The organism is Methylotuvimicrobium sp. (assembly GCF_050611805.1).
Classification (GTDB): Bacteria; Pseudomonadota; Gammaproteobacteria; order Methylococcales; family Methylomonadaceae; genus Methylotuvimicrobium.
On record NZ_JBNGHF010000004.1, the window covers coordinates 136008 to 160707 of the forward strand.

At 47.2% G+C, this 24700-nt stretch carries 27 protein-coding genes and 2 tRNA genes; 7 read left to right on the top strand and 22 right to left on the bottom strand.

Annotated features, from left to right (window positions below):
• Positions 1-19: 19 nt before the first annotated feature.
• On the bottom strand, positions 20-421 hold the full coding sequence (locus ACRJJO_RS03680) for a group II truncated hemoglobin (protein WP_431064569.1): 402 nt from the start codon (positions 419-421) through the stop codon (positions 20-22).
• Between the two features lie 386 nt (positions 422-807).
• Between ACRJJO_RS03680 and ACRJJO_RS03685 the strand changes: the two genes are divergently transcribed.
• The 4 genes from ACRJJO_RS03685 (at position 808) to ACRJJO_RS03700 (ending at position 3303) form a co-directional block, all read left to right on the top strand.
• Complete coding sequence (locus tag ACRJJO_RS03685; RefSeq protein WP_431064570.1) at positions 808-1476, top strand: Bax inhibitor-1/YccA family protein; 669 nt, start codon at positions 808-810, stop codon at positions 1474-1476.
• Positions 1469-2062: a hypothetical protein gene (locus ACRJJO_RS03690; RefSeq protein WP_431064571.1), complete on the top strand. Its 594-nt coding sequence runs from the start codon at positions 1469-1471 to the stop codon at positions 2060-2062. The genes ACRJJO_RS03685 and ACRJJO_RS03690 overlap by 8 nt, the downstream gene beginning before the upstream one ends.
• A 264-nt stretch (positions 2063-2326) precedes the next feature.
• Positions 2327-2908 carry an aminoacyl-tRNA hydrolase gene (gene pth, locus ACRJJO_RS03695; RefSeq protein WP_431064572.1) on the top strand — a complete coding sequence of 194 codons (582 nt, stop codon included), beginning with the start codon at positions 2327-2329 and terminating at the stop codon, positions 2906-2908.
• Between the two features lie 182 nt (positions 2909-3090).
• Positions 3091-3303, top strand: a complete 213-nt coding sequence (locus ACRJJO_RS03700; protein ID WP_431064573.1) for a hypothetical protein — start codon at positions 3091-3093, stop codon at positions 3301-3303.
• Between the two features lie 104 nt (positions 3304-3407).
• Here the strand turns inward: ACRJJO_RS03700 and ACRJJO_RS03705 are convergent.
• From ACRJJO_RS03705 to ACRJJO_RS03750, 10 genes are all read right to left on the bottom strand, one after another.
• Positions 3408-3484 (bottom strand) — tRNA-Pro (locus tag ACRJJO_RS03705).
• 98 nt (positions 3485-3582) lie between these two features.
• A complete protein-coding gene (locus ACRJJO_RS03710) occupies positions 3583-3936 on the bottom strand; it encodes a MerR family transcriptional regulator (RefSeq protein ID WP_014147397.1) in 354 nt (117 codons plus the stop codon).
• Positions 3920-4216, bottom strand: coding sequence for an integration host factor subunit alpha (gene ihfA, locus ACRJJO_RS03715; protein ID WP_014147396.1), 297 nt, complete (start codon positions 4214-4216; stop codon positions 3920-3922). The genes ACRJJO_RS03710 and ihfA overlap by 17 nt, the downstream gene beginning before the upstream one ends.
• A gap of 4 nt (positions 4217-4220) precedes the next feature.
• Positions 4221-6596 carry a phenylalanine--tRNA ligase subunit beta gene (gene pheT / locus ACRJJO_RS03720; RefSeq protein ID WP_431064574.1) on the bottom strand — a complete coding sequence of 792 codons (2376 nt, stop codon included), beginning with the start codon at positions 6594-6596 and terminating at the stop codon, positions 4221-4223.
• A gap of 14 nt (positions 6597-6610) precedes the next feature.
• Entirely contained in the window at positions 6611-7630 is a 1020-nt protein-coding gene (gene pheS / locus ACRJJO_RS03725) for a phenylalanine--tRNA ligase subunit alpha (RefSeq protein WP_431064575.1), read from the bottom strand.
• Positions 7631-7843: 213 nt separating this feature from the next.
• Positions 7844-8206, bottom strand: a complete 363-nt coding sequence (gene rplT / locus ACRJJO_RS03730; RefSeq protein ID WP_017840104.1) for a 50S ribosomal protein L20 — start codon at positions 8204-8206, stop codon at positions 7844-7846.
• Positions 8207-8224: 18 nt separating this feature from the next.
• On the bottom strand, positions 8225-8419 hold the full coding sequence (gene rpmI, locus ACRJJO_RS03735) for a 50S ribosomal protein L35 (protein WP_083877669.1): 195 nt from the start codon (positions 8417-8419) through the stop codon (positions 8225-8227).
• A 148-nt stretch (positions 8420-8567) separates the two neighbouring features.
• Positions 8568-9071, bottom strand: a complete 504-nt coding sequence (gene infC, locus ACRJJO_RS03740) for a translation initiation factor IF-3 (RefSeq protein WP_014147391.1) — start codon at positions 9069-9071, stop codon at positions 8568-8570.
• Between the two features lie 43 nt (positions 9072-9114).
• Positions 9115-11022: a threonine--tRNA ligase gene (gene thrS / locus ACRJJO_RS03745; protein ID WP_431064576.1), complete on the bottom strand. Its 1908-nt coding sequence runs from the start codon at positions 11020-11022 to the stop codon at positions 9115-9117.
• 62 nt (positions 11023-11084) lie between these two features.
• Positions 11085-11161 (bottom strand) — tRNA-Val (locus ACRJJO_RS03750).
• Positions 11162-11614: 453 nt separating this feature from the next.
• Between ACRJJO_RS03750 and ACRJJO_RS03755 the strand changes: the two genes are divergently transcribed.
• The gene (locus ACRJJO_RS03755; RefSeq protein ID WP_431064577.1) at positions 11615-12001 is read left to right on the top strand and encodes a hypothetical protein; all 387 of its coding nucleotides are present in this window, start codon (positions 11615-11617) and stop codon (positions 11999-12001) included.
• 45 nt (positions 12002-12046) lie between these two features.
• Here ACRJJO_RS03755 and ACRJJO_RS03760 read toward each other — a convergent pair whose 3' ends face one another.
• Both ACRJJO_RS03760 and uvrB read right to left on the bottom strand, forming a co-directional pair.
• Positions 12047-12889, bottom strand: a complete 843-nt coding sequence (locus ACRJJO_RS03760; RefSeq protein ID WP_431064578.1) for a transglutaminase-like domain-containing protein — start codon at positions 12887-12889, stop codon at positions 12047-12049.
• A gap of 248 nt (positions 12890-13137) precedes the next feature.
• The gene (uvrB, locus tag ACRJJO_RS03765) at positions 13138-15147 is read right to left on the bottom strand and encodes an excinuclease ABC subunit UvrB (protein ID WP_431064579.1); all 2010 of its coding nucleotides are present in this window, start codon (positions 15145-15147) and stop codon (positions 13138-13140) included.
• An 84-nt stretch (positions 15148-15231) separates the two neighbouring features.
• Between uvrB and ACRJJO_RS03770 the strand changes: the two genes are divergently transcribed.
• The gene (locus ACRJJO_RS03770) at positions 15232-16413 is read left to right on the top strand and encodes a pyridoxal phosphate-dependent aminotransferase (RefSeq protein ID WP_431064580.1); all 1182 of its coding nucleotides are present in this window, start codon (positions 15232-15234) and stop codon (positions 16411-16413) included.
• Between the two features lie 457 nt (positions 16414-16870).
• Here the strand turns inward: ACRJJO_RS03770 and ACRJJO_RS03775 are convergent, their stop codons facing one another.
• The gene (locus ACRJJO_RS03775) at positions 16871-17668 is read right to left on the bottom strand and encodes an META domain-containing protein (protein ID WP_431064581.1); all 798 of its coding nucleotides are present in this window, start codon (positions 17666-17668) and stop codon (positions 16871-16873) included.
• Between the two features lie 514 nt (positions 17669-18182).
• Here ACRJJO_RS03775 and ACRJJO_RS03780 point away from each other — a divergent pair.
• The gene (locus ACRJJO_RS03780) at positions 18183-18599 is read left to right on the top strand and encodes an MliC family protein (RefSeq protein ID WP_431064582.1); all 417 of its coding nucleotides are present in this window, start codon (positions 18183-18185) and stop codon (positions 18597-18599) included.
• Between the two features lie 322 nt (positions 18600-18921).
• Here ACRJJO_RS03780 and ACRJJO_RS03785 read toward each other — a convergent pair whose 3' ends face one another.
• From ACRJJO_RS03785 to miaB, 8 genes are all read right to left on the bottom strand, one after another.
• On the bottom strand, positions 18922-19170 hold the full coding sequence (locus ACRJJO_RS03785) for a DUF2442 domain-containing protein (protein WP_431064583.1): 249 nt from the start codon (positions 19168-19170) through the stop codon (positions 18922-18924).
• 3 nt (positions 19171-19173) lie between these two features.
• A complete protein-coding gene (locus ACRJJO_RS03790) occupies positions 19174-19422 on the bottom strand; it encodes a DUF4160 domain-containing protein (RefSeq protein ID WP_431064584.1) in 249 nt (82 codons plus the stop codon).
• Between the two features lie 177 nt (positions 19423-19599).
• Positions 19600-20061: a hypothetical protein gene (locus ACRJJO_RS03795; protein WP_431064585.1), complete on the bottom strand. Its 462-nt coding sequence runs from the start codon at positions 20059-20061 to the stop codon at positions 19600-19602.
• A gap of 39 nt (positions 20062-20100) precedes the next feature.
• Entirely contained in the window at positions 20101-20568 is a 468-nt protein-coding gene (locus ACRJJO_RS03800) for a hypothetical protein (protein WP_431064586.1), read from the bottom strand.
• Between the two features lie 417 nt (positions 20569-20985).
• Positions 20986-21843 (bottom strand): HlyC/CorC family transporter, encoded by an 858-nt coding sequence (locus ACRJJO_RS03805; protein ID WP_431064587.1) that lies wholly within the window; start codon positions 21841-21843, stop codon positions 20986-20988.
• The gene (ybeY, locus tag ACRJJO_RS03810; protein WP_431064588.1) at positions 21840-22301 is read right to left on the bottom strand and encodes an rRNA maturation RNase YbeY; all 462 of its coding nucleotides are present in this window, start codon (positions 22299-22301) and stop codon (positions 21840-21842) included. Before ybeY ends, ACRJJO_RS03805 begins: the two co-directional genes overlap by 4 nt.
• Positions 22301-23278 carry a PhoH family protein gene (locus ACRJJO_RS03815; RefSeq protein ID WP_431064589.1) on the bottom strand — a complete coding sequence of 326 codons (978 nt, stop codon included), beginning with the start codon at positions 23276-23278 and terminating at the stop codon, positions 22301-22303. The genes ybeY and ACRJJO_RS03815 overlap by 1 nt, the downstream gene beginning before the upstream one ends.
• 7 nt (positions 23279-23285) lie before the next feature.
• Complete coding sequence (gene miaB, locus ACRJJO_RS03820) at positions 23286-24641, bottom strand: tRNA (N6-isopentenyl adenosine(37)-C2)-methylthiotransferase MiaB (protein ID WP_431064590.1); 1356 nt, start codon at positions 24639-24641, stop codon at positions 23286-23288.
• Positions 24642-24700 lie beyond the last annotated feature (59 nt).

The following is a 24700-nucleotide window of genomic DNA, read 5'->3' on the forward strand; positions in this document are numbered from 1 at the left end:
ACCTTTCACCTTTCACCTTTCACCTTTCACCTTGAACATTAATCATATGCGTAGCCAATTGCTGAAGCGCCTCGCTTAATTCGGTTCTGAGCCGAGCATCCATAGGCAGTTCGCTCAGGGCCTTTTTCATACACAGCATCCATTGATCGCGCTCCGACTCGCCGATCGCAAACGGAAAATGCCGGGCTCGCAGTCTTGGGTGTCCGTATTCTTGAATGAACAAATCCGGCCCGCCGAGCCAACCGGACAAAAACTTGAACAGTTTGTTGCGCGCGCCGGACAAATCCGGTTGATGCATTGTGCGAATACCTTCGGCCTCGGGCAAGGTATCCATAAAAAAATAAAATCGGTCGACTAAGCTCAACAAGGCTTTTTCTCCGCCTATCAACTCATAAGGCGTTAATCCGGTAGGTTCTGACATGGAATAGAAGGTTTAATGGAAAACGACGTATTTTACTGTAATTCAGCATTTTAAAAAGGTTAATCCATTAGCCATTAATACTACACCAATCTCAAAACATAATTGTAGGCTTTACCTACCAAGGCAGTACCACCAATAGTTTAACGTGTCTTCATGCGTTGCCTTTTGCCGACATTAGGTAGGCATAGCATGCACTAAAATTCACATTGAACTTTTAAGTGCTTCCGGTAGTGGTGGGTGGTTTCAAAAATTACCAAATACATAGCTTTAATAATGAGCCGACTACACATTTCGCTGCAAATGACTTACAAACACAATGAAACTCTTGTAATATTGGGAGGTCTGTATAATCCGTAAGTTATTAATTGACATAGGAGTCATTAAACATGAGATTGAATACCGCAGTTTCACGGCCGGAAGCAAGCATTCTGGCGACCAATAAAGTGCTGAAAAACACATATATGCTGTTGTCGATGACCTTATTGTTCAGCGCGCTGACAGCAGGTTTGGCAATGACGCTGAACCTGCCTCATCCGGGCATGATCGTCTCGATGATCGGCTATTTCGGTTTGCTGTTTCTGACGACCAAATTCAGTAACAGCAGTCTTGGCCTAGTCTTTGTATTCGCTTTGACCGGTTTCATGGGACTGACCTTGGGACCTATTTTAAGCATGTATATCAATGCATTCAGCAACGGTCATGAATTAATTCTGACGGCACTAGGCGGCACCGGCGTAATTTTTCTGGGCCTTTCCGCTTACGCGTTGACGACCCGCAAAGATTTCAGCTTCATGGGGGGATTCTTGATGGTCGGCATTCTCGTTGCCTTTTTGGCCGGAATCGGCGCGGTCGTATTTTCGATGCCTGCACTGTCACTGGCAGTATCCGCGATGTTCATTCTGCTGATGTCGGGCATGATTTTGTTCCAAACCAGCGCCATCATTAACGGCGGAGAAAACAATTACATTCTGGCGACGGTCTCGTTGTATGTGTCTATTTACAACTTGTTCCTGAGCTTGTTGCAATTGCTTGGCGTCTTCGGCGGCGATGATTGATCGAAACACACTGCGCGTCAAAAGCCCGGTATACGCCGGGCTTTTGTTTATTGTATTCGCATTGAGCGGCTGCGACAGCGCAAAAACACCAGACGAAGTCACCCGCTCATTCTGGACAGCTCTAATCGATAACGACTTAGCTACCGCCGAAAGCTACGTAACCGATGCCAGCAAGGCTTCGCTTGCCGCATCTTCTCACGATTATTCAAACATCACCTCGCTCGAAACCGGCAAAATGATCATCGACGGCGATATTGCCTCCGTCGAAACGATCCTTAAATCCGAAGAAACGAGCCTTAGTGCTCGACCCTTTGAAACGGCACTGGTCTTCGAAAACGAATTGTGGCGAATCGACTATCTCCGAACACGACAAAACATGGCAGGAACCGTATTCGACGACTTTTTCAAAAGCCTGCAAAACCTCGGTGAAAGATTCCAAAATCAATTTGAAAAACAACTGCCCTTGCTTGAAAAAGAGATCGAATCTTTCGGTGAGCAATTGCAAAAACAACTTGAAGAATTCGGCCGCCAATTAGAAAAAAAACTGCCTTCAAAACAACCTGAACCGCAACCCGATACGATTTAACAAAAGGAGCGGTTACACACTCCAAAATCCCGTTCGCCATTAGCTTTGTCTAAGCTTTGCGATCGCCAAGGATGGCATAGGGCATCAACAGCAAGCGTTTTAGCGATGCAGGACAGAAAATTTGCTTCTGCATTCATATATCTTCCGCAATACTGCTATCGGACAAAAGGGACGACAAACCTCCGAAAAAATTGCCGCGCGAAGTATATAATAGCGCCTCACTAAAAAAACAATACTTCCATTTTTTCACAAATTATTTTTTAAATGACAGGAATCAAACTTTTTGTCGGCCTTGGCAACCCCGGCAAGCAATACGAAGATACACGACATAATGCAGGTTTTTGGTGGATAGATCATATCGGACGACTCAATAATACTCGAATGAACGCCGAAGCCAAGTTTTTCGGAAACGCCGGCAAACTGAATACTTCGGGTCATGAGGCATGGCTTTTAAAACCTTCAACCTTCATGAATCTCAGCGGCCGTTCGGTTAGCGCGTTGGCTAAATTTTACAAAATTCCCCCCGAAGCAATCCTAGTCATTCATGACGAACTTGATCTTCCTCCCGGTACTTGCAAGCTGAAAAAAGGCGGCGGTCACGGCGGTCATAACGGCCTGAAAGATATCAATGCGCAATTAGGCAGCAATGAATACTGGCGCTTAAGACTCGGCATAGGTCATCCAGGCGATAGAAATGCCGTTGTCAATTACGTGCTACACACACCCTCAAAAAACGAACTGCAAGTTATAGAGCAATCGATAGACGAAAGCGCTTTAGTCTTATCATTATTGCTTCAAGGGCAATTCGATCAAGCCATGCAAAAGCTACATAGCAAATCAGCGTAATCTACGGTCATGGTGGGGTAGCCCTGCAAATACCCAATTTGGAAATCAACAAGAGCGAGAAGTGTGCTTGGCGAAAAATAATCGTTGTAATGAGCCGGAAACAGACAGACGAAACCAAAGTGTGCCAAAATGAGCCTTAAACTAGACTGTCCAACACAGGTATCAATATGAATGATTGTTTTATGATTGAAATTACAGCCAACGAAGCGCGTAGGCTCGTTAGACGGGGGATAGTGTGCTCTATTAGGATCAATAACGATTCAAATCGCATTCGGGTATTCATCGTTATCGGAAGCGAAGCCGGACATGTATTAAACACATCCTATCCAACAATCGAGTCGGCTCAAAGAGCGATCGACGAACTCAATTGGACGGGACCTGTCGTCATTGACTGACGATCGATAATCCGAGCAAAACATAAAAATTGAAGCACCTATAATTGGCACCTCGAAATAATAGCATTATGATTTAATCGAAAATCATAAGCTTTTGAATCAATTGGTCGGGGCGAAAGGATTTGAACCTTCGACCCCTTGCACCCCATGCAAGTGCGCTACCAAGCTGCGCTACGCCCCGACAATATAAAAAGATATGAATGATACTGGATATTCATTAAAAAGTGAATACAAACATTACTATTCAGGCCTATCTATTGAATAATCAAAGCTTGCTAATTATTTAAGAATTTCCAGTATATCTTCTAACTCGCCGATCATTTGATGAATCAACTGCTTGGTCCTAGTTGAATCTTCCTTGGCATCGTCGCTTGATAAGTGGGCCCTCGCGCCGCCTATCGTATAGCCTTGCTCATAAAGGAGCGATCGAATCTGACGAATCATCAATACATCGTGCCGTTGATAGTAACGACGGTTACCCCGCCGTTTTACAGGGGCTAGTTCTGAAAACTCCTGCTCCCAATACCTTAGTACGTGCGGCTTGACCGCACATAATTCGCTGACTTCACCTATCGTAAAATAGCGTTTCGCCGGTATCGGCGGCAGTTCATTATTATTACTCGGTTCCAGCATAAGCTTCTACTCGGGCTTTTAGTTTTTGACCGGACCTAAATGTTACCACACGACGGGCGGTAATCGGTATCTCTTCACCTGTTTTCGGATTTCTACCCGGCCGACTGTTTTTGTCCCGAAGTTCGAATTTGCCGAATCCCGATAATTTGACCTGCTCTCCGTTCTCCAAAGATCCTTTTATTTCTTCGAAAAACAAATCCACCATGTCTTTCGCTTCGCGCTTGTTTAATCCAAGCTCGTCAAACAGCCTCTCGGCAAAATCAGCTTTCGTTAATGCCATAAATTTAATCCCTCAGTTTTGCATTGGTCTTATCGGCTAAAGCCGCTAACAGTCTGCTAAATATAGCATCTATTTGCGAATCGGTAAGAGTTTGTGAAAAATCTTGAAAAACCAGCCCTAAGGCAATACTTTTGTAGCCGGTTTCTACACCTGGCCCGCGATACACATCGAAAATCAGAATGTCTTGAACAACCGATTCATTGCAGCTTTTTATCGCATCGATGATTTGACCGGCCGTCACTTTTTCATCGACGATCAAGGCCATATCGCGGCGTACCGAAGGGAATTTCGATAAAGGCTTGAACGAAGGAATGGCCTTGTCCAATAGTAAATCTTGATCCAATTCGAACAAGAAAACTCTCGAATCGAAATCTAATTGTTTTTCCAGCGACGGGTGCAACATACCCATCCATCCTATAACCTCCCCTGATGCAGAGCGAATTTGCGCCGACTGGCCGGGGTGTAATGCTGGATGAATTGCAGCCTCAAACAGAAAAGTTATACCGGTTAAGGCACACAGCGCCTCAAGATCGGCCTTAACATCGAAAAAATCGATTGCACGACTTTTATCGCCCCATTGTTCGGCACACACATCACCGATCGCGAGACCTGCCAGCATTTTTTGCTGATGAATCACACCATCCTGGCGCACGAAACGCAAGCCGGTTTCGAATAACCGGACCCGAGTATGCTGCCGGTTGATATTATGCAAGGCGGCACGCAGCAATCCGCACCACAACGTGGTTCTCATCACGGCCAATTCCGATGAAATCGGATTTTTCAATGGAATGAACTCATCATCCGGTGCTATGATTTTTTGTATAGCCTCATCGACGAAACTATAGGTGATCGCTTCTTGATAACCTCTATCGACTAAAAAATCCTTAACTCTATCGAGTTCAAGCATCGCTTCCGGCGCCTTGCTTAATTCCGAACGCATGAATAATTCACTTTGCGGCAGATTGTTGTAGCCGACAATACGGGCCACTTCCTCGATTAAATCAGCCTCGATGGCAATATCGAAACGAAATCCAGGCGGGGTAACTTGCCAACCCTCTTCCGAGGTTTCAACCGACATGCCCAAACGCTCGAAAATATCGGCAATCACTTCATCTTCAAGCTCGACGCAAAGAATGTCCAAAATCTGTTGTTTGCGTAATAAAACCGGCAAGCGTTTCGGTAAGGCCGCTTCGGCTTTAACTTCCGTAACCGGACCAGCGCTGCCGCCTACAATCGAAAGAATCAGTTGCGTCGCTCTTTCCAGAGCTCGAGATTGTAAATAAGGATCGACACCACGTTCGAAGCGATGCGAGGAATCGGTATGCAAACCGTATCGGCGCGCTTTGCCCATGATGGTATCCGGCGAGAAAAAAGCGCACTCCAAAAAGATATTGTTTGTTGTGTCGCCGACAGCACTTTCGCTACCGCCCATTACGCCAGCCAAGGCCAACGCACGGCTATCATCGGCGATAACCAGCGTTTCGTTATCGAGCACGATTTCTTGATCGTTCAACAAGCTCAGTTTTTCTCCGGCGTCGGCTAAACGCACCCGAATTCCGCCGGTCAACTTATCGGCATCGAAGGCATGTAAAGGCTGCCCCATCTCCAACAACACATAGTTAGTGACATCGACCAAAGGCCCGAGACTACGCAGTCCGGATCTTCGCAGACGTTCCTGCATCCATAACGGGGTTTCAGCATCCGGATTCACATTCTTAATCAATCGACCGGTATAACGAGGGCAATATTCGGCTGCCGACACCGCGACCGCTAATGTCTCCTGATGAACCGCAGATGCAGGCATCACATGTTCCGGTTTAAAATCCAAGCGATTCAACACCGCCACTTCACGGGCAATACCTTCGACGCTCAGGCAGTCGGCCCGGTTAGGCGTCAAATCAACCTCGATCATATTGTCGTTCAGCGACAAGTAATCTCGAATATCGGTTCCCACCGGCGCGTCGGCCGGTAATTCCATCAAGCCTTCGGCATCTTTTGCCAAACCCAGCTCTTTTTCGGAACACAGCATACCGAACGATTCGACGCCGCGCAGTTTCGACTTTTTGATTTTGAAATCACCGGGCAATACCGCACCGATCAGTGCCGCCGGAATTTTCAAACCGACGCGAACATTTGCAGCCCCGCAAACGATTTGCAACGGTTCGGCCTCACCAACCTCGACCCGGCAGACTCGCAATCGATCGGCATCCGGATGCGGCTCCATCGCCATCACTTCGCTAACCACAACTCCGCTAAAATCGGCCGCCGCAGGCGTCACCGAATCGACTTCGAGACCGGCCATTGTCAATTGTCCGACCAGTTCCGCCGTCGAAATCGGCGGATTGACCAGTTCCCTTAACCAAGCTTCACTTAATTGCATGATCCGACCTTAACCTACCTAAATTGCTGCAAAAATTTCAGATCGTTTTCGAAAAACAACCTTAAATCGTTGATTCCATAACGCAGCATCGCCAGTCGCTCGACCCCCATACCGAATGCGAAGCCCGAATACAGCTCGCCGTTAATACCCACCGATTTAAACACTTCGGGATGAATCATGCCGCAACCCATCACTTCGAGCCAACCGGTATGTCCGCAAACGCGGCAGCCTTTTCCTCCACACATCACGCACTCGATATCGACTTCTGCGGACGGTTCGGTAAACGGAAAATAGGATGGCCGGAAGCGGACTTGAATGTCCTTTTCGAAGAAGGCACTCAGAAATTCATAAACGACGCCTTTTAAATCAGCAAAACTTACTCCGCTATCGACCAAAAAGCCTTCGACCTGGTGAAACATCGGCGTATGCGTGATATCCGAATCGCAACGATAGACACGCCCCGGCGCGATCACTTTCAACGGCGGGCGCTGCGTTTCCATGACACGAATCTGTACCGGTGATGTGTGGGTGCGGAGTACCGTATGAGCATCGAAATAAAAGGTATCGTGCATTGCTCGCGCCGGATGATGATCCGGAATGTTTAATGCCCCGAAGTTGTGATAATCGTCTTCGATTTCGGGACCTTCGACGACATCGAAGCCGACGCCGGCGAATATCTTGGCGATACGGCGTAAGGTTCGGCTAACCGGATGTAACCCCGCAACCTGCTGCCCTCGTCCCGGCAATGTCACATCGATAGATTCGCTCGCTAACCGTTGTTGCAGCGCTGCTGCTTCTAACGCTTGCTTCTTCGCTTCAAGCGCTTCTTGAAATTGGTTTTTAGCTTGATTGATGACCTGCCCGGCTTCTCGTCGCTGCTGCGGATCGAGCCTGCCCAATTCTTTCATCTGCAGCGTAAATAGGCCTTTTTTGCCTAGATAATGAACGCGCACCTGATCCAACTGATTGAGGTCTTGAGAATTCGCAAGTTCTTGTAAAGCTTGCGCCAGGAGATCTTCGAGAGTAGCCGACACTGCTCAACTCGCTATTAGAAATGAATGGGAAATATCCAAAAAGCACGGCCGCCTCATTACTAAAGCGGCCGTACTAAGAATCGCGCACTTTAAAGAAAAACACTTGGGGATCGGTTGCCATTGAGGAAGGTGCGCGATGCGCACCCTGCGTCATAGCCATTTCAAAAAATCGCGAAAATCTAGAATGAACCAACCCGACCGGTTTTTCTGTTTTTAGGGCTTACTGCAGTTGGCTTGTGCAATTTTAGCCAATTCCGCGAAAGCTTCCATGTCACGCACGGCCAAATCGGCTAACACTTTACGATCGACCGCAACATTGGCTTTGTTCAAACCATTGATGAAACGGCTATAGGACATTCCGCACAGACGCGCAGCGGCGTTGATACGAACAATCCATAATGCGCGGAATTGACGTTTTTTCTGTTTGCGGTCACGGTAAGCATATTGGCCCGCCTTGATCACTGCTTGCTTAGCAACGCGATAAACCCGGCTGCGCGCGCCATAGTATCCTTTCGCTTGCTTTAAAATCTTTTTATGTCTTGCTCTGGCTGTTACGCCACGTTTAACTCTTGCCACTGTTCTTCTCCTGTCGTTTTAACTGTAAGGCATCATACGTGTCGCCATGCGCACGTCGGACGGGTGAAGATGAGCCGCTTTACGCAACTGTCTTTTTCTTTTAGTGGACTTTTTTGTCAAAATGTGACGGCGATGCGATTGTCCGCACTTAAATCCGCCTGCGGTTTTTTTGAAACGCTTTGCCGCACCGCGATTAGTTTTAATTTTTGGCATTTGTTTGCTCCGATTAAAATAGTAAGTTTCCTTGAGATTTAAACTCGACAAGGCAAAATGCAAGGCCCTGAAGAATTTGTGTCGCATTACCCTAGGCAATGCTTTCTGCTGCCTTCCTAGCAACAAGGACGCATCAAACGACGCCCTTTTATTTTTTCTTTTTCGGCCCCATGACCATAACCATTTGACGGCCTTCCATTTTAGGGAACTGCTCAACCAAGGCCAGCTCTTCCAAATCCTTTTCGATACGCTTCAATAAATCCATACCTAGCTCTTTATGAGCCATTTCACGACCGCGAAAACGGAGTGTAATTTTGGTTTTATTGCCTTCTTCGAGGAACTTAGTCAGGTTTTTCAATTTAACCTGATAGTCTCCTTCTTCGGTGCCCGGACGAAACTTGACTTCCTTAACCTGTATCTGTTTTTGCTTTTTCTTGGCGGCCTGCTGTTTCTTATTTTGCTCGAACTGAAACTTGCCGTAATCCATGACCTTGCAAACCGGCGGATCCGCATTCGGTGAAATCTCCACCAGATCCAGGTCGTTATCATAAGCCAGCTGCTTTGCTTCATCGATCGATATAATGCCGAGCGCTTCGCCATCTGCGCCAACGACTCTCACCCTTCTCGAGGTGATCGTGTCATTTATGCGCACTTCGTCTTTTTTCGCTGAGATACCCTAATCCTCCAAACAATGATTATTTTTTGTCTTCAATCTCACTACCTAGCCGTTCGGTCAATTGATCGATTGAAAGACTGCCTAAATCTTCACCCTTTTGCGTCCTAACCGTAACTAACTGATTGTCCATTTCTTTATCACCGATAATCAGAAGATACGGCACCCGTTGCATAGAGTGTTCGCGAATTTTAAAGCCTATCTTCTCATTTCTCAAGTCAATTATCGTTCTGAAGCCTTGTTTCTCCAGCTTACGTACGACTTGTTCGGCATATTCGGCTTGTCTGTCGGCAATATTGAGTACAGCAACCTGTACCGGAGAGAGCCAGAGCGGGAAGGTACCGGCATGCTGTTCGATCAGGATACCGATGAAACGTTCGAGCGAACCGAGTATTGCTCTATGCAACATGACAGGCACTTGTTTAGAACCGTCTTCGGCGATATAACTCGCACCGAGTCGACCAGGCATTGAAAAATCGACCTGTATCGTACCGCATTGCCAGACCCTGCCAATACAATCCTTTAACGAGAACTCGATCTTAGGCCCGTAGAAAGCGCCTTCACCCGGCTGCAACTGCCAATCCAAATCTTTATTGTTCAATGCGACTTCCAGCGCGTCCTCGGCCTTATCCCAGACCGAATCGTCACCTACCCTATTTTCCGGCCGAGTGGATAATTTAATAATGACTTCGCGGAAGCCGAAATCTTTGTAAACTTCAAACAATAAGTCGATAAATATCGAGACTTCCTGTTGAATTTGATCCTCGGTACAGAAAATATGCGCATCATCCTGCACAAAGTTTCTAACCCGCATTAAGCCATGCAAGGTCCCTGAAGGCTCGTTACGATGACAGGAACCGAATTCGGCCATGCGAATCGGTAAATCGCGGTAACTTTTTAGTCCGTGATTGTAAATTTGCACATGGCAAGGACAGTTCATCGGCTTGATCGCATAATCGCGATTTTCCGAATGCGTCGTAAAAATCATATCGCCGAACTTATCCCAATGCCCGGACTTTTCCCACAGCGAACGATCGACGACTTGCGGCGTTTTAACTTCTTGATAGCCGTTTAGACGCAGTTTATTGCGAATGTATTGCTCAACCTGCTGATAGAGCGTCCAGCCCTTGCTGTGCCAAAACACCATACCCGGAGCTTCTTCTTGAGCATGAAACAAATCGAGAGATTTGGCTAACTTACGGTGATCGCGCTTCTCGGCTTCTTCCAGGCGATGCATATAGGCCTTCAGCTCTTTGCTATCGCCCCAGGCAGTACCGTAAATACGCTGCAGCATTTCGTTGTTGGAATCGCCGCGCCAATAAGCGCCTGCAATCTTCATTAATTTGAAGGCCTTTAGTTTACCTGTGCTCGGAACATGAGGTCCTCGGCATAAATCGGTAAATTCACCTTGGGCATACAAAGACAAGTCTTCATTGGCCGGAATCGACTCGATGATCTCGGCCTTATAAGCTTCGCCTTGATCCTTAAAAAACTTAACCGCATCGTCGCGCGACAGAAGAAAGCGTTTGATTGCTATATCTTCGCCGACGATTTGCTGCATCATTTTTTCGATCGCAGCAAGATCGTCCGGCGTAAAGGGTCTTTTATAGGAAAAGTCGTAATAAAATCCGTTTTCGACGACCGGTCCAATCGTTACCTGCGCATCGGGAAACAAACGCTTAACCGCTTGCGCCAGCAAATGCGCAGCCGAATGACGAATTACGTCGACGCCTTCTTCATCTTTAGCGGTTACAATCTGCAAATGGGCATCTTGCTCGATGACCGTTTCGGCGTCGACCAATTTATCGTCAACACGACCGGCCAATGTAGCTTTTGCCAATCCGGAACCGATAGAACGAGCCACATCCATAACTGTGACGGAATGGTCGAATTCACGCTGTGATCCATCGGGAAGTGTGATTACCGGCATGTTAATTTAAGCTTATCAAGGTTCACTAACAAAAAAGCACCGATATACGGTGCTTTGAAATTTGGTAGGCGCGATTGGATTCGAACCAACGACCCCCACCATGTCAAGGTGGTGCTCTAACCAACTGAGCTACGCGCCTAAGGTCTTTGTGTTCAGGCCCGCTATTATATCGAAGCATTTATTTTTTGCAACGATTTAAATTAAATTTATTTGAGGCACCATCCGAACATAAACCACCACAATGCCTCGCTACACAATACTTAAAGTGTGGAATTAATGAACGATCAACCTGAAAAGAGCTGTTGGCATGTGTTGTAGAACGTTCGTGCTGAGCCAAGTCGAAGCATGAAGGGGCTACAACACTTTCACCGACCGGGTGAAGCCTCAAACTCCCGCTCATCCTTCGACTTGGCTCTCCTGAGCGTAGCCGAAGGGATCAGGGCGAACGGTAGTTTGAGGCTCTCAACTGCTCTTTTTAGGATCAATACTTAAATCGTAAATTGACGGTACCGACACTCCAAGTTACGCTGATGTTAATTGATTTAGCCATTTCCGAGCCATCGAACAAAATCGTGATAATAGGACATAGAAAATGACAACGATACGCTTGAAGTGCGTTTTTGCATTGATTCTGATCGTAATCGCAAGCATCGGACCGTTTCCGATCGCCTCACCGATTGGTGCGTTCGTTGCCTTGTTCCGCCCGCGCTGGTTTAAGACCCTTGTCGATAATATCTATCGAAATTCGCGGCAAAATCCAACTTCGCCGGATAGCTCCGGCGCATCCGATGGCAATCCGGGGCGAAAAAAAAACCTTGCGTCAGCCGTCGCCCGGCTTCAACTGTTATCGGCGATGATCGTGTTCATGCTGCTCGATATCGGACCCATCCCAACTGTCAGTCTAATCGCGCTGTTCATCGTCATCTTCCGCCCGCAATGGTTCCTGGCACTGATAAAAAGGGTTTATGGCGAGCAATAAGACCAAACAACTCGATTATTCTGAAAATCCCGGCAGAATTCAGCCTCATAAAATCGCAATGGCCTCCGTCGTCGGCTCCGGAATTCCGGGACAATCCGGATCAGGAACATGCTCGATAAAAATACGCATATCGTTCATTGAAACATTTCCAAAGATTGTGGCTATCGAAACATCGGCCGCGTCGCGCCCCGTGCCGATACGCACGATACCGTTCTGCGGCGCCAGACGGGTGGCGTCGAATAAATACCATCGATTATCCAAATAGGCTTCGAAACAGGCATGAAAATCGGGTGTCGCCAACCCATAAGCATAACTGGAGACAAACCGCGCCGGAATATTCAAGGCCCTGCAAAACGCAATGCCCAAATGCGCGAAATCCCGGCACACCCCGATTCGCTCAGTAGCGGTATCGAATGCGGAAGTATGCGAACTACTGACACCGTATTGATAATAAACTTTATCAAAAATCCAATTACAGATGGCCGTGACTCTGGAATAACCCATCAACTCTCCACCAAACTCCGAAAGGGCAAGATTAATTAGCCGGTCCGATTGACAGAAGCGGCTTGGGTAGAGATAAGGCCAGGTTTCTTTCGGTAAATCCGCCGGCTGAATCTCCACGATTCGGTTCGGATCACCGTAAAAGTGCGACATTTCAACTTCTGCCCGATACGAAACGTGCAAATTCGTTCCTGCCGATACATTGACTCTGAAATATCGATTTTCTAGAACGGGCGCCGCAAACTCATCAACAGGAATAACAGGATTCAATTGCAGATGTTCGCTAATAATCTTTTGGCAGTCGATCTGCGCGATTCGAAAATTAAAAATAAACGTACTAAAGGAATCAACCTGATATTCGAGATCGCAACCTAATTTAAACCTCATTGCCTACCCTCCCAAAAACACAACAAATAAACCATCACCCACTAAACCCCATGCCATTAAGCGCCTTCACAGAATAAGTAATGCTGGCATTCAGGACCGAATGCGCCTCAAAAGCCTGCCATCCATGACGGAACGACGAGTTTCCCTTAACTTAAGGGAAACCCTCTAAACCCACCAACAACCTTACCTCTTCCCCCTTTAACCTTGCCCCTTTCACCTTTCACCTTTCACTGCTAACTGCCAACAAACTACTCCGCCACATAAATCTCCTGCAATAATTTAATCTCATCCCTAAGACGCGCAGCTTCTTCAAACTCCAGATTCCGAGCATGCTTATACATTTGCTCTTCCATCTGTTTGAGCTTCTTGCTTTTTTGTTTCGGCGTCATCGCTTTATAGTCCGCATCGGGCTCGGTCACGGCTACGGCCTTCGCAACCGGTTGAAAGCCGGCGCCCGGAATGGCGATTTCCAAAATATCCTTAACCGACTTGAATACCGTTGTCGGCGTGATATGGTTGAGCTCGTTAAACCGGCTTTGCTTTTCACGGCGACGCTCGGTTTCGTCGATCGCCTGTTGCATCGAACGAGTGATCTTATCGCCGTACAAGATCGCCTTACCGCGTACATTGCGCGCCGCGCGGCCTATCGTTTGCACCAAAGACACGGTCGAACGCAAGAAACCTTCCTTGTCGGCATCCAAAATCGCGATCAACGAAACTTCGGGAATATCCAAGCCTTCGCGCAGCAAATTGATACCGACCAGCACATCGAATTGTCCGAGCCGCAAATCGCGAATAATTTCAACCCGCTCAACCGTATCAATGTCCGAATGCAGATAACGCACGCGAACGTCGTGATCGGCCAGATACTCGGTCAAATCCTCGGACATGCGCTTGGTCAACGTCGTGACTAGCACGCGCTCATTGACCTTGACCCGCTTGTTGATCTCCGACAATAAATCATCGACCTGAGTCGTCGCGGGCCGAACTTCGATTTCCGGATCAAGCAAGCCGGTCGGCCTGACGACCTGCTCTACAAAGACACCGGAATGTGCTTTTTCATAAGGTCCAGGCGTTGCCGAAACATAGATTCGCTGCCTAGATTTTGCTTCGAACTCTTCGAAGGTCAACGGGCGGTTATCGAGCGCCGACGGCAATCTGAACCCGTATTCGACCAAGGTTTCTTTACGCGAGCGGTCGCCTTTATACATCGCACCGATCTGCGGAATCGTCACATGGCTTTCATCGACAATGACCAAGGCATTATCCGGCAAGTAATCGAACATCGTCGGGGGCGGCTCTCCCGGGCCGCGACCGGACAGGTAACGTGAATAATTTTCGATGCCGGAACAATAGCCGACTTCCATGATCATTTCGAGATCAAATAAAGTCCGCTGCTCCAGACGTTGCGCTTCAACCAATTTGTTCAGTGAATATAAATGCGCTAACCGCTCTTTCAGTTCGATCTTAATCGCGTCAACTGCTGCCAACAATTGATCCCTTGGCGTGACGTAATGATTCTTTGGGTAGACCGTGTAACGCGCAATACGCTGCTTAATTTCGCCGGTCAACGGGTCAAACAGCGACAGTCGCTCGATTTCATCATCGAACAACTCGATACGAAGCGCCTCCTGTTCAGATTCCGCCGGAAATATATCGATGACTTCGCCGCGCACGCGATAGGTCGCGCGGCGCAATTCGGTTTCATTACGCGTATATTGCATTTCAGCCAAACGACGCACGATCGCGCGTTGATCGATCAAATCGCCGCGCACCAAATGCAAGACCATTTGAAAATACGATTCCGGTTCACCCAAGCCGTAAATCGCCGACACGGTCGCGACAACAATTGTATCCTCGCGTTCGATCAGCGCCTTAGTCGCCGATAAACGCATTTGTTCGATATGCTCATTCAGCGAAGCATCTTTATCGATGAAGGTATCCGAAGCCGGCACATAGGCTTCCGGCTGATAATAGTCGTAATACGACACGAAATACTCGACGCTATTTTCCGGAAAAAACTCCTTCATCTCGCCGTACAATTGCGCGGCCAATGTCTTATTCGGCGCTAAAATCATCGCCGGACGCTGTACTTGATCAATCACATTGGCAATCGTAAAAGTCTTGCCCGAGCCTGTCACCCCGAGCAAGGTTTGATGCACTTCGCCGTCGTTCAATCCTTCGACCAATTGGTTAATTGCCATCGGCTGATCGCCCGCCGGTTGAAAACGGCCTTGAATATTAAATGCCTTTTTCACACACTCACTCTCTAATGGAATTTCAACAGCTATTATACATAGAGTATAATCATGACTACTTTTACATTGATTTGACAGGTACTTATGAGCATAAAACTTTCCGGCAGAGTTCAATCCGTTAAACCCTCACCGACACTGGCGATCACAGCAAGAGCCGCCGCCATGCGCGCCGCCGGCAAGGACATTATCGGCCTCGGCGCCGGCGAACCGGACTTCGACACACCGGATCATATCAAAGCCGCCGCAATCGAAGCGATGAATAAAGGCTTTACCAAATACACTCCGGTCGGCGGCACGCCAAGCCTGAAACAAGCAATCATCGACAAATTCAAAAAAGACAACGGCCTCGATTACCAAGCCAAGCAAATTCTGGTTTCGTGCGGCGGCAAGCAGAGCTCTTACAACCTGACGCAAGCACTGTTGAACGAAGGCGACGAGGTGATCATTCCTTCACCGTACTGGGTCTCTTATCCCGACATGGTGCTGTTAGCCGGCGGCATACCGGTCGTCATCGAAACGACACAGGCGCAGCACTTTAAAATATCGCCGGAACAACTGCGCGCGGCGATTAATGACAAGACCCGGCTGATTTTCCTAAACAGCCCGTCGAATCCGACCGGCGTCGCCTATTCGCTCGACGAGCTAAAAGCCCTTGGCAATGTACTGAAAGAATTCCCGGACATTATGATCGCGACCGACGATATGTATGAACATATCCTTTGGCAAAAAGGCAACTTCGTCAATATTCTGAACGCTTGCCCGGAACTTTACGACCGCACCCTCGTGATGAACGGCGTCTCTAAAGCCTATTCGATGACCGGATGGCGCATTGGCTATGCGGCAGGGCCAGCCAACCTAATCGAAGCAATGAGCACCATTCAATCGCAAAGCACCTCGAATCCGACCTCGATTTCGCAATATGCCGCCGAAGCCGCACTCACCGGCGATCAAGGGTTCATCGATATGATGATGACCGAATTCAAGAAACGCCATGATTTCGTCGTCTCGGAATTGAACAAAATCGACGGCATCGATTGCCTTGAAACCGACGGCACATTCTACGTATTCCCGAATGTCGAACAAGCTATCGCCAAAATGGACAACATCAAAGATGACTTGGATTTTTCAGAATACCTGATCGAAAATGCCGGTGTCGCGCTGGTGCCTGGCTCTGCCTTCGGTTGTCCCGGTCACGTCAGAATCTCGATCGCGACCAGCATGAAAAACTTGGAAAATGCTCTGGAGAGAATTAAAAAGGCGGTTTGAAAAGCGGACCGGTCATTACTGTGAAAGTTCGTAGATTAAGACTCTTTATCTAATTTTTCGATATAAAAATCTCCATTCCGGCAATTCCGGTTCCGAAGAGGGTGCGGTTGCTCGATCGACAGGCGTCGGCGGCAGGGATAGCCGCCGTCGAGCCTACACGGACGTATTCACCCAGCACCTAAATTCCATAGTCCATTGGCTATGGTTAACTATCTTGGATAATTTAGGTGCTGGGTTCACGGCGTCCTGTCGGGTGAGTGACCGCATCCTCCGCCCCCAGAGAGCTTTCATTTCCCGGGGTGGTGGCCAGGCCTTCATGAACGTTACTCTAGGAATCGAAAGCTTTACCCATCATAGAATCCAAATTCGGCACCGGGTTGCCCGTCAAAGGACACCCGGTGCCGAATTTGGGCTAGCAAATGGTATAAATAACTTCCTGGAAAAGGATGTTCAAACTTTATTTCCTGACAAAGCCAATCAACAACGCCCCATCCTTATCGAGTAGTTTTAGTCGATCGCCATCGATTTCATAACGCACGACCCGAGCCATGACATTCAAAAAATTCGCTTCGAGCTCCATGACACCATCCTCTGCGCAAAACATTCGTGTCGTTTGCGCGGAATCGATTCTGAGTTCTTCATCTTGCTTTGTATAAGCCGCCGAATACCGATTACAACCCGCTTTGCCTTGGACAGTGCCATCGGCAAAATACGCATTCGCTAAAGCGGTATTTTTATCCGATACCACACCACCCCTGCCATTGTTGATGACGGATACCTGCCATTGGTTTTTTTCCAACGTCGGCTGGTTTTTTGTTTTGAACACCAATAATGGATTTCCTTCTTGATCCGAAAGCGTCAGTAATCGAGCGCCTTCATCGTAGCGATAGCCGCCAACTTTAGCGAGCCAATCGAAATAACGGCGCTCTTGTTCGTTGATAATCTCTGAACAAGCCATCATCGTTGAGCCAACTGGGCTGACCATTAATTTAGATTCTTCAGATATCTCAAATTTCCCAAAATAACGATTACATCCGCCACTTCCGGATAATTGACCTTTCGTAAACAAGGCATCGATAATCGTACCATCTTTGACACTTGTCGTTTCGCCGTTCGGCTCGATAAAGTGTTCTAATTGCCAGGCAATATTGTCCCACTTAAATTGTTGCTCGTCGTCGTTTTCCTCTCGGCTAACATCAGTTGCGCACCCTATCAGCACGCTGCATAACACAAAAATAATCCATCGTTTCATCATACTTTTCTCCCCAGTTTGCTAGGATTTGTTGAAGGCTTTACCCATCTGAACCGGTATTTTGCATATAAAACCGCTAGACGAGCAATGAAAATATAAGTATACCTTTTGTGCTTAAAACTTCGGCATGTACGTATAGAGGCTGCGGGGTATTGATCTCTATCGGGATAACGGCCGCCCTAGAGGGTCGAGATTTACTGATTTTAATGTCAGATAAAATGACTGTTTTTATAGATTTTGAGAAAATAAATGATGCTTTATAGCCTATAATAATCAACAATTTTCAAGGTATTTTGAGCGCCGTAGGGTGCGCATCGCGCACCTTTCCACGGTGCCAAACCGACAAGTGCCCGACCCAGGTGCGCGATGCGCACCCTACACCTAGCGCTTAATAGCCTATGAACACCAACAATTTCAAAAATATTTCAGTTTAAAAAGCCGGAACACAACAATTAGCTAAAATGGCTTTTTTCGACAGCCTACTGCCGCTCCTGCTATTCAAGACTAGAGATTAATTATGAGTAGAATTCTTTTCGTGATCAGTTTAACCGTATTACTGACGGCCTGTGCACAACAAGTTAAGCGCAATTCCTTAGACCCCTTACATTTTGACGGCACACCGGTTACAACCAGTATCATCGAAGGTAGCGGCTGGCGAAGCAAAATAGTCGTTTATCATTGCCATCCCGACACCGAACTGCAGGTCGCTTATTTAAACTTACAATCCGGGGAATCGTTCGCCGCCCTTTATTACCAGGGCTTGCTAAGTTTAATGCAGATTCGGAAAGCGGCTTCCGGCGCGCTGTATATTGCATTGGACGAGCAAAAAAGCCTTCGTTGGCATACGAAAGGCGATTCCGGCATTCTGAAATTTCTTGCCGCCGACCATACCGCGACAGAACAAACTTTGCTAAGCGATTGCAAGGCTATATAGCCAGAAGAACGGTTTGAGGTTTAACAAGTTTAAGAAATCAAGGGATCAGAGCTGTCGACCTTTACTTCTTCAGCTTGAACTTATGGAGCGAATGCATTACTTAGCCTAATTGGCGAAGGTATTCCGGCTACAACAACTCTGCCCACTTGATTAACGCCGAATAGCCTCTCTTCTGGCCGCGCACGAGGTCAGGTTTTAATTTGCATCAAGTCTCGTTTATGCAGGCACGTATTTGCAAAATTTAAGACCTGACCCCATAGCTCTTATGACCCCATAGCTCTTGACCCCATAGCTCTGTAAAAGACCAGACCCTGAGCCCGTATTAGGGCATTGCTTTACCGTGCTTCCACAATTCATATTCACTGATGTCAATCTCGCTATTCCAGACAACGGCATACCCACCTTGCTCGACTTTTACTGCTTTGAAAAAAGCTGGATTTTTCAATGGGGTGAACATGTCTTTATTTAGGAGCGGAGAGATATCATACTTTTTCGTTTCGCTATTATCGAACTCGACTATCAAAGTATGATTATCGATTGCTGATGCTGATTTAATTTTTGGGTATTGCATTGCTTACTCCAAAGGCGGCAACTTGTGAAATTCTTGAATATCCCACATCTTTTTCATTTCATCTTTATTGATCAATGCCCATTCGATAACCAATTTCTTCGCTCTCTTTGGTAGATCACCTTCAATCATCTCAAGCGTGTCGATATTGAATAACCCGACATATTCGCCGTACACAGCATGGAAATGCGGTGGCGGATGATCGCCGAAGAACAGTTTTATTACGATCCCGTAAAATCTTGCTATTTCCGGCATGACTATATTCTTATTTGATATTCGACCTTTCGTTGCCCTAACCGCACGGGCCAGGTCTTTTAATTTGCATCAAGTCTCGTTTATGCAAGCACGTATTTGCAAAATTCAAGACCTGACCCCATAGCTCCCGGCCCGATTTTTGGCCGTGCATCCTTTTTGTCGGGGTTGATGTGATTGTTAGCTATTTTCATATATAACCTCAACAGTTTTTCCCATGAACCATATTCTTTTATAACCATGCTGAATAGATCCACAAATTGGTCTAATTGTGGGGATGATTACATTTTCTGGTGTAACAATTGGATTTTCTCTATATAACAATAATTCTACAGGAAATGAAACCTGATATTCTCTAGTTAGCTTTTTACGAGTAATTTCACCGCTATGATCTTTTGTGCGTATGTATTTTCCGTTTTCTGGCTCCCATGCATTTACCTCGGCAGACAATATTGGATCGGTTAATCTGCCGAGCTCGAATCCTACGGTTCCGCCCTTAATATATTTACATAAAATATCGGGTTCCTGTTTGTTAGGATTGCCGCTTGTTATTGAATCGGTTGCTATTTCAAGATTAGATAAGGATAGAAAATGTAGAAATATAGTTTTCTCGTATTCTTTTTTTGTGCGCTCTCTATTCATGCTTTATATAGTTTATAGTTATATTGATTAGCCTAGTATTTATAATTTATCAAAATTAATATAGTCACATTCGCCGCGCATTAATGATGCTTTGTTTATCAGCATGGCATCACTTCCGCGGCTAGTTATATGTATATATTCATTTACGCCAGAGTTGTTTTTTAGGAAAGTATATATTTCAGTAGTTGCTCCAGGGTAAATAATTATAAAAGACGCAATATTCTTACCACCGCTGACCATTAAAACTTTGCCACCATCTTCAGTAGATGAAATCATTTGGTTTCTTGTGTCAACAAAAAGAATATCGTATGTGTTTTCGCCTGTCTTGGTTAATTTTGTAATTCCTGAACTGATCTTTTCATCATCTACCCATCCAGAATCTTTTTTACTTACTAGGCCATATTCATAATAGTAAGCTTTACCTTGAGGGTTGGAACAGGAGGCAATATCAACCCCAAATGAAATTGAACTATATGACAACATAAATACATATATAATGAATCTCATAGTGTCTCCTATATAGCTAACTATTGATTATCAGGCAAATCTACCCGATAAGTTGATATTGGCGATCTTTTCAGGCACATTTGCCCTGATAACTCCTAAACCGGGCAAATGTGCCTTGATAACCTGATATTAGCCATAAATTCGGGCAGATTTGCCTTTAGCCTGACCACAGCAGCTAACAACCTTATGTCTAGTTCAAAATCGCCGACCTTGTTGGAAGATGTTCGCCGCGTCATGCGGCTCAAGCAATACTCGCTGCTTACCTAAAATGACCTAAAAAAACCTATGCAGGGCGAGGATTACAGCCCCGTCCTTACGTTACCTACTTGGATATAGGTAAGGGAGTGTGCAGGAGCGGAAGCTTTTCGACTATGCTCAAAGCAAACCATAACGTTCGGAGCGGTTTAAATAACCCGCCTACTCTTCCTCTTCTTCGAGCAATTTCAATTTTAGCCAATGAATTCGGCGGCTGTCCGCTCGAACCACTTCGAACCTGAGCTTGCCTTCGATCACTTTTTCGCCTTTTTGCGGTAGGTGTCCGAGCTTGGTCACGATAAAGCCGCCGACCGTATCGTATTCCTCGCTGGATAATCCCGAGGAAAAAAATTCATCGAAGTCATCCATCGGCGTCAACGCCTTGACCATATATTCGTTTTCGTTGCGCTGCACGATATAACCCTCATCGGGCTCCTGGTCATGCTCGTCCTCGATATCGCCGACGATTTCTTCGAGTATATCCTCTATCGTCACCAGTCCCGCCGCGGTACCGTACTCGTCGACGACGATGGCTAGGTGATTGCGATTGGTACGAAACTCTTTCAACAACACATTCAAGCGCTTGCTTTCCGGCACGATGCTGACCGGACGCATCAATTCCTCGACTTTGATATCATGATCGGTCTCGGTCAGAGCATAAGGCAGCAAATCCTTTGCCAACAAAACGCCGACCACTTTACTGCGGTCCTCTTCGATCACCGGAAAACGCGAATGACCGTGTTCGAGCACCAACGGAAAAATGGTTTTCAAGTCGGCATCTCTTGGCACGACGACCATTTGCACTTTCGGAATCATGATATCCCGTGCCCGCATTTCCGAAACCTGAAGTACGCCTTCAATCATTGCCAGCGCATCAGGGCCTAATAAATGTTTTTCCCGAGCTTCCCGTAAAATCTCAAGAAGATCTTCCTGATCCTGGGGTTCGCCGCTCAAAAGTTGTCCTAGTCTGCCGATCCAACTTTTTTGCGGCGTCTGACTCGGATAGGGTTCGTCGTTCATACCTCGTTTGCCTCGTTATACGGATTATCGATGTTCAATTGTGCCAATATTTCGATTTCTTTCGCTTCCATTAATTCGGCTTCGTTATCTTCGACATGATCGTAGCCCAGCAAATGCAGGACTCCATGCACGATGATATGCGCCCAATGATGATCCAAGGCCTTATGTTGTTCCAGTGCCTCTTCGGCCAAGACCGGCGCGCATACGACCAAATCTCCCAATAGATTGGATTCGATATAGTCCGGCGCGTCGAAAGGAAAACTCAAAATATTGGTCGGGCCTGGTTTTGCTCTATAGTGTTCGTTGAGTTGACTGATCTCTAGTTTATCCACGATACGGATCACCAACTCGGTATCGTCGGGATACTCCTTTAGCGCAGTGTCTACCCAAGTTTGCAATTGACCACTATCCGGGACAGCGTCCGTCATGGTCTCTTGTTGAATTTCAATGCTGTTCATCAAGGATTCGGGTGTGTTTTTTCATAGGCCTCATAGGCAAGAACAATTCGCTGTACCAACGGATGCCTAACGACATCTTTCGCGCCGAAAAACGTAAAACTGATGCCTTCGACATGCTCTAATACCTTCAACACATGGCGCAATCCCGACATTTTTTCGGAAGGCAAATCGATTTGCGTGATGTCGCCGGTAATGACGGCGGTCGAACCGAAGCCGACCCGCGTCAAAAACATCTTGATTTGCTCGACGGTCGTGTTTTGCGCTTCATCGAGAATAATGAAGGAATCGTTCAAGGTTCTGCCGCGCATGAAGGCTAACGGCGCAACCTCAATGACATCGCGGTCGATCAATTTCTCGACGCGCTCGAAGCCGAGCATTTCATACAAAGCATCGTACAGAGGACGTAAGTAAGGATCGACTTTTTGCGCCATGTCGCCGGGCAAAAAACCGAGTTTTTCGCCGGCTTCTACAGCAGGACGAACCAGAATGATTCGACGGACTTTTTCGTTTTGCAAGGCTTCTACCGCGCAAGCGACCGCAAGATAGGTCTTCCCGGTTCCTGCGGGGCCGACGCCGAAATTAATATCGTGAGTCGTGATTTTTTTTAAATAATTTTGTTGATTGGCGCCCCTGCCTTTGATCACGCCGCGCTTAGTTTTGACCGTCACTTGATGTTGAGCCGCCGTTTCGGCCTTGACCGCATCAAGGGCTTCGTCGATGCTGGAGTCCTGCATCGATAGATGTACTTGCTCGGGAGTCAATAATTCCAGTTCGGTGCTGTCAAATAGCTTATGCATCACCGCGCAAGCTGCTTTGACCGCCTGCTCTTCACCGCTGACTTTGAAATGATTACCTCGATTGGCGATTTCCACCAGCATGCGCTGCTCGATCTGGCGCAGATGGCAATCGAATTGGCCGCAAAAATTGGAGAGTCTGCTGTTATCGGCCGGCAACAGCGTAATTTCTTGAGATGACATCAATTGCTTAAGCCACCGCAGTTATTTTTGCGGTCGAAGATTCGACCATACGCCCGCGAAGAGAATTAGGCAAGGCCTCGGCTATGTATACGTCGACGAATCGCCCCGCTAATCGGGGATGACCAATGAAATTGACGACGCGATTATTTTCGGTTCGACCCTGCATTTGTAACGGATTCTTTTTTGACGGGCCTTCAACCAAGACCGTTTGCAGGGTATCGACCATGCTCGCCGAAATTTGGGCCGCCATTTCATTGATGCGGTTTTGCAACCGTTGCAAACGCTGTTTCTTGACTTCGAGAGGCACATCGTCCGGCAAATCGGCAGCGGGCGTACCGGGCCTTTGACTGTATATAAAACTGTAGGAAAGATCGAAGCCGATCGTCTCGATCAAATCCATCGTATCGTCGAAGTCCCGATCAGTTTCGCCCGGAAAACCGATAATGAAATCGGAAGATAGAGAAATATTCGGGCGAACCTCGCGCAATTTGCGAATAATCTCGAAATAGTCGTCGCGTACATGACCGCGCTTCATTTTTTTCAAAATCGCATCGCTGCCGCTCTGAACCGGTAGATGCAGATGATCGACCAATTGCGGAATTTCGGCATAGGCTTCGATCAGGCTGTCGCTGAATTCGACCGGGTTCGACGTCGTAAAACGAATCCGGTCGATACCGTCGATCGCCGCGACATGGTGTAGTAAAAGCGCGAAATCGGCGATATCGCCGTCCGCCATCAGCCCCCGATAAGCATTGACGTTTTGCCCAAGCAGGTTGACTTCGCGAACGCCTTGCTTCGCCAAGACCGTGATCTCGGCAATCACATCGTCGAGCGGACGGCTGATTTCCTCGCCTCGTGTATAAGGAACGACGCAAAACGTGCAATATTTGCTGCAGCCTTCCATCACCGATACGAAAGCTTTAGGACCTTCGGCACGCGGTTCCGGCAAAGCGTCGAATTTTTCGATTTCGGGAAAGCTGATGTCGATGACACGCTTATGCTTGTTGCGAGCTTCGTCAAGCAATTGCGGCAATCGGTGCAAGGTTTGCGGACCAAAGACAATATCGACGAACGGCGCGCGTTTTTGTATCGCCTCGCCTTCTTGACTCGCCACGCAACCTCCAACGCCGATGATAACATCGGGCTTCAGCTCCTTGAACGGCCGCCATACGCCCAAAGCCGAAAAGACTTTTTCTTGCGCTTTTTCGCGCACCGAGCAAGTGTTGAGTAATAAAACATCGGCCTCGTCGGGTTTGTCGGTCAACTCCAGACCGTGAGATGCTTTCAGTACATCCCGCATTTTGTCGGAATCGTACTCGTTCATCTGACAACCGTTGGTCTGAATATATAATTTTTGCGTCATTGTATGTACATCTAAAAAAACACCCCGTCATTACAACGGAGAAAAGAGGCGGCTATTTA

Coding starts and splice junctions, on each gene's coding strand:
- ACRJJO_RS03685 (WP_431064570.1), top strand. CDS start 808: ATGAGATTGAATACCGCAGTTTCACGGCCGGAAGCAAGCATTCTGGCG.
- ihfA (WP_014147396.1), bottom strand. CDS start 4,216: ATGGCATTAACGAAAGCTGATTTTGCCGAGAGGCTGTTTGACGAGCTT.
- ACRJJO_RS03690 (WP_431064571.1), top strand. CDS start 1,469: ATGATTGATCGAAACACACTGCGCGTCAAAAGCCCGGTATACGCCGGG.
- ACRJJO_RS03760 (WP_431064578.1), bottom strand. CDS start 12,889: ATGAGGTTTAAATTAGGTTGCGATCTCGAATATCAGGTTGATTCCTTT.
- pheT (WP_431064574.1), bottom strand. CDS start 6,596: ATGCAATTAAGTGAAGCTTGGTTAAGGGAACTGGTCAATCCGCCGATT.
- ACRJJO_RS03680 (WP_431064569.1), bottom strand. CDS start 421: ATGTCAGAACCTACCGGATTAACGCCTTATGAGTTGATAGGCGGAGAA.
- ACRJJO_RS03815 (WP_431064589.1), bottom strand. CDS start 23,278: ATGTCATCTCAAGAAATTACGCTGTTGCCGGCCGATAACAGCAGACTC.
- rpmI (WP_083877669.1), bottom strand. CDS start 8,419: ATGCCAAAAATTAAAACTAATCGCGGTGCGGCAAAGCGTTTCAAAAAA.
- thrS (WP_431064576.1), bottom strand. CDS start 11,022: ATGCCGGTAATCACACTTCCCGATGGATCACAGCGTGAATTCGACCAT.
- ACRJJO_RS03770 (WP_431064580.1), top strand. CDS start 15,232: ATGAGCATAAAACTTTCCGGCAGAGTTCAATCCGTTAAACCCTCACCG.
- ACRJJO_RS03805 (WP_431064587.1), bottom strand. CDS start 21,843: ATGAACGACGAACCCTATCCGAGTCAGACGCCGCAAAAAAGTTGGATC.
- ACRJJO_RS03700 (WP_431064573.1), top strand. CDS start 3,091: ATGATTGAAATTACAGCCAACGAAGCGCGTAGGCTCGTTAGACGGGGG.
- ACRJJO_RS03780 (WP_431064582.1), top strand. CDS start 18,183: ATGAGTAGAATTCTTTTCGTGATCAGTTTAACCGTATTACTGACGGCC.
- ybeY (WP_431064588.1), bottom strand. CDS start 22,301: ATGAACAGCATTGAAATTCAACAAGAGACCATGACGGACGCTGTCCCG.
- ACRJJO_RS03710 (WP_014147397.1), bottom strand. CDS start 3,936: ATGCTGGAACCGAGTAATAATAATGAACTGCCGCCGATACCGGCGAAA.
- miaB (WP_431064590.1), bottom strand. CDS start 24,641: ATGACGCAAAAATTATATATTCAGACCAACGGTTGTCAGATGAACGAG.
- ACRJJO_RS03775 (WP_431064581.1), bottom strand. CDS start 17,668: ATGATGAAACGATGGATTATTTTTGTGTTATGCAGCGTGCTGATAGGG.
- ACRJJO_RS03790 (WP_431064584.1), bottom strand. CDS start 19,422: ATGCCGGAAATAGCAAGATTTTACGGGATCGTAATAAAACTGTTCTTC.
- pth (WP_431064572.1), top strand. CDS start 2,327: ATGACAGGAATCAAACTTTTTGTCGGCCTTGGCAACCCCGGCAAGCAA.
- ACRJJO_RS03795 (WP_431064585.1), bottom strand. CDS start 20,061: ATGAATAGAGAGCGCACAAAAAAAGAATACGAGAAAACTATATTTCTA.
- ACRJJO_RS03800 (WP_431064586.1), bottom strand. CDS start 20,568: ATGAGATTCATTATATATGTATTTATGTTGTCATATAGTTCAATTTCA.
- ACRJJO_RS03755 (WP_431064577.1), top strand. CDS start 11,615: ATGACAACGATACGCTTGAAGTGCGTTTTTGCATTGATTCTGATCGTA.
- ACRJJO_RS03785 (WP_431064583.1), bottom strand. CDS start 19,170: ATGCAATACCCAAAAATTAAATCAGCATCAGCAATCGATAATCATACT.